At 36.3% G+C, this 3,511-nt stretch carries 5 protein-coding genes; 3 read left to right on the top strand and 2 right to left on the bottom strand.

Translation table 11 applies throughout. The features are described from left to right. Window positions 1–56: 56 nt before the first annotated feature. Window positions 57–383, bottom strand: a complete 327-nt coding sequence (locus ACSU6B_RS28905; RefSeq protein ID WP_168242217.1) for a helix-turn-helix domain-containing protein — start codon at window positions 381–383, stop codon at window positions 57–59. Window positions 384–660: 277 nt separating this feature from the next. Here ACSU6B_RS28905 and map point away from each other — a divergent pair, with 277 nt between their 5' ends. Then, window positions 661–1,410 (top strand): type I methionyl aminopeptidase, encoded by a 750-nt coding sequence (gene map, locus ACSU6B_RS28900; RefSeq protein WP_410889911.1) that lies wholly within the window; start codon window positions 661–663, stop codon window positions 1,408–1,410. 37 nt (window positions 1,411–1,447) lie between these two features. Here the strand turns inward: map and ACSU6B_RS28895 are convergent, their stop codons facing one another. After that, complete coding sequence (locus ACSU6B_RS28895) at window positions 1,448–1,672, bottom strand: DUF1128 domain-containing protein (protein WP_066251264.1); 225 nt, start codon at window positions 1,670–1,672, stop codon at window positions 1,448–1,450. A gap of 237 nt (window positions 1,673–1,909) precedes the next feature. Here ACSU6B_RS28895 and ACSU6B_RS28890 point away from each other — a divergent pair, with 237 nt between their 5' ends. Both ACSU6B_RS28890 and ACSU6B_RS28885 read left to right on the top strand, forming a co-directional pair. After that, on the top strand, window positions 1,910–2,281 hold the full coding sequence (locus ACSU6B_RS28890) for a YtxH domain-containing protein (RefSeq protein ID WP_410889909.1): 372 nt from the start codon (window positions 1,910–1,912) through the stop codon (window positions 2,279–2,281). Between the two features lie 16 nt (window positions 2,282–2,297). Then, a complete protein-coding gene (locus ACSU6B_RS28885; protein WP_215012121.1) occupies window positions 2,298–3,134 on the top strand; it encodes a YihY/virulence factor BrkB family protein in 837 nt (278 codons plus the stop codon). The last annotated feature ends 377 nt before the right edge of the window (window positions 3,135–3,511 follow it).

Here is a 3,511-nt window from a genome sequence, read left to right as displayed (position 1 = left end):
TTTGTAGAATGCTTTTCTTTTTTAAAATTGAAACAGACCTTTTAAAAAGCAGGTTATTATTTATCGTTTTGATTAATTCGCCACTTGTTAAATTCAAGAAAATCACGAAATTGTTCTTTGGAAACACCAGAATTCATTGCATCTTTGACAAGATTCATCCAATCAATGTCTAAATCCGCTTTATTGACTTCTTCATGTATTAAATGATCAACAGGAATATTTAAGACAACTGCAATTTTTTCAAGAAACTTTATAGAAGGATTCTCTTGTTTGTTATTTTCAAGGTTGCTTAAATAAGATTTTGCCACGCCTGCTTGAGCAGCAAGTTCGGAAAGTGACATTTTCTTTTCTAAGCGAAATTTTTTTACGCGATCACCGATCATAATTCTCACACACCTAATTTTTATTCACTTACATTAATTCTATCAAAAAGAATAGAAAAGCACCATATGAAGAACAAAGGAATATGACAATAAAATGAACTTTGAGAAAAGTTTCACCATATAAAGTATTTTTGAAAAAATCACAGGATAGGGTTAATATTAATAGTGTTGCCAATAGTGGCCAATTGTCATTCACTAAAAGGTATTGCTTTTAGACGAATAACAATTTTGAAAATTATACATAAAAATAAACAAAAAGGAAGGGGACCCTCCTAAAATGATTGTCCTTAAATCACAACGTGAAATTGAAGCAATGAAAAAGGCAGGAGAAATACTTGCAGCTTGTCATAAAGAAATCACAAAATTAATCAAACCAGGTATAACCACTTGGGAAATCGATGTATTTGTTGAAGAATTTCTTAAGAAAAATGGAGCAACACCAGAACAAAAGGGTTATAAGGGTTATGAATATGCAACCTGTGCAAGTATAAATGACGAAATATGCCATGGCTTCCCAAGGAAGGAACCTTTAAAAGATGGGGACATTGTGACAGTGGATATGGTTGTCAATTACAATGGTGCTTTGGCTGATTCCGCCTGGTCTTATGCAGTAGGAAAGGTATCCGAGGAAACCGAACGTCTATTAAATGTTACTAAGGAAGCACTCTATAAAGGGATAGAACAGGCGATTGTCGGCAATCGAATTGGGGATATCGGACACGCAATTCAAACCTATGTTGAAAGCGAAGGTTTTTCTGTTGTTCGAGACTTTATTGGCCATGGGATTGGAGCAGTGATACACGAGAAGCCGGATGTTCCACACTACGGGCTGCCAGGAAAAGGCGCAAGAATTAAAGAAGGTATGGTTTTCACAATTGAACCCATGGTTAATGTAGGTAGATACCAAACGAAGATGGACAACAATGGCTGGACGGCAAGGACCATTGATGGAAAATATTCAGCACAATACGAACATACACTTGCGATTACAAAAGATGGCCCTGTCATCTTAACTGAACAGAAATAAAAACAAACCCGTTATGTGCAATAACGGGTTTTTTAGCTTATTTTTTTCGGAGGCTTCCAAGCTCTTCTACTAAGGCCTGCATTTCATTAGGACTAAATGAATTTTTTCTAAGGACCATATCATAAATCTCTTTTAATTCCTCGTACATTTCTTCATCAAAATGCGAAGGTTTTATGGCTCCAAGGTTTAGGACCTTTAGCTTTTCTTTAATTTGTTCAATCATATATTCGACATTCTCAATCGATTTTTCTGATAAATTCATTTGGGTCACCCTTTCTGCGAGTTAATATGTCCATCTTTTCATGTTGAAAATTATATGTCAATACAAAGTTCCTAGGAAAGACTCCCAATTTAGTAAACCAAAAAAAATGGATAAAAGTATCAGTTGGACTTGCGTGGCCATCCTCTATGAAGCAAAATAAATGAAAGAAGGTTTTGGTATTATTATCATCGGGCATTATTGATGATAATAATAATTAAGATTAAAGGAGAGGTTAACATGACAAAGAAAAATCAATTTTGGCGCGGAATGTTACTTGGAGCACTTGCTGGCGGAGCAATCAGCCTTTTAGATAAACAAACTCGAGAAGTGATGAAAGAAAACGTACAAAAAACTACTACTAAAGTTACCTATATCATGAAAAATCCAAGAGAGATTACTGATAAGGTGAAGGAAACTGCAGAAAAATTAAAGACAACCGTTAAGCAGGTCAGTGAAGATATATCTTCTATAACAGATAAAGTGGAAGAGTTACGGGAGATAACTCCTCAGGTTACGGATATTTTAAAAGAAACGAAGGAAACATTCTCAAAAAGTGACGAAGCACTCATTATTGAAGAAGTGTTAGGAGAAGAAAAAGAAATTCATTAAAAAAAGGAGGATGAAAATGGAAAAGGTGGGGAATGTTCGCTCATCTTTATTAAAATTACTTTGGCACCGGGTCGATGAAGATGATTTACCTGGATTAAGTGCACAGCTTGCATATTATTTTCTACTGTCCCTGTTTCCGCTCTTGATTGTTTTATTTACACTTCTTCCATATATTCCAATTCCCCATCAGGATATGCTTGGGATCGTAAGGGATTTTGCACCTGTCGAGGCCATGGACCTAATTGAAAAAAACGTCCATGACATAATGAATCATCGGAATGGCGGGTTGTTATCGTTCGGGATCATCGGTACGATTTGGTCGTCATCGAACGGTATTAGTGCGATTGTAAAGGCTTTTAATAAGGCATATAATGTAAAGGAAAGCCGCTCGTTTATTGTCTCAAGAGGGATGGCTATTCTTTTAACTTTTGGAATGATTTTTGTTTTAATTCTGGCGATTGTTCTTCCTGTATTCGGCAGAGAAATAGGTGTTTTTTTATTTTCTCAAATGGGCTACACGACAGAATTTATTAAAGTATGGGATACATTAAGCTGGCTGGTAAGTGCGATTATTTTGTTTCTCATTTTTACAGGGTTGTATTGGATTGCACCGAATGTAAAAATAAAATGCCGGAGTGCCTTTCCAGGGGCAGCTTTTGCTACCGTGGGCTGGATTATTTCCTCGATTGGATTAACCTTTTATGTTGGAAATATCAGTAATTATTCGCTCACCTATGGCAGTATAGGGGCAATTATTGTCTTAATGATTTGGTTATACATATCGGCATTTATTATTATATTAGGTGGAGAAATTAATGCTTTTTATAGTGAAAAGAATCGAAAGAATTGCTAATAGTTTCCTTCATGAAAATAGCCCATCTGTTCAAACTAAGATAGAACGCTAACTAACTTCAGGGAGGTTCTTATTATGACAAAGAAGACCAAAAAAGATGGCGGTACAAAGCAAAAAGGTAAAGGTAGTAAAGGAAATAAAACTTCGGGGTCTGCGAACGGCTCGAATGGCTATCACTAATGGGTTAAATCCCATATAAAAATAAAAAGACCGGATGAATGTTCATCCGGTCAGATTGTCGAGAAAGGGTATTTTTCTCGGCAATTTTTAATTCTCAGCATTTAATTATTCATTGTACCTGCTAATGGGCCTATTGATTTCCGCTCCAGGCACTTCGCTTTCCGCGGGCGGTCCGGGGAGCCTCCTCGGCGCTAGCA

It is taken from the genome of Neobacillus sp. C211, assembly GCF_051842875.1.
Taxonomy (GTDB): Bacteria; Bacillota; Bacilli; order Bacillales; family Cytobacillaceae; genus Neobacillus.
This window is presented reverse-complemented; position numbering and strand designations above follow the sequence as displayed.

Coding starts and splice junctions, on each gene's coding strand:
- ACSU6B_RS28905 (WP_168242217.1), bottom strand. CDS start 383: ATGATCGGTGATCGCGTAAAAAAATTTCGCTTAGAAAAGAAAATGTCA.
- map (WP_410889911.1), top strand. CDS start 661: ATGATTGTCCTTAAATCACAACGTGAAATTGAAGCAATGAAAAAGGCA.
- ACSU6B_RS28895 (WP_066251264.1), bottom strand. CDS start 1,672: ATGAATTTATCAGAAAAATCGATTGAGAATGTCGAATATATGATTGAA.
- ACSU6B_RS28890 (WP_410889909.1), top strand. CDS start 1,910: ATGACAAAGAAAAATCAATTTTGGCGCGGAATGTTACTTGGAGCACTT.
- ACSU6B_RS28885 (WP_215012121.1), top strand. CDS start 2,298: ATGGAAAAGGTGGGGAATGTTCGCTCATCTTTATTAAAATTACTTTGG.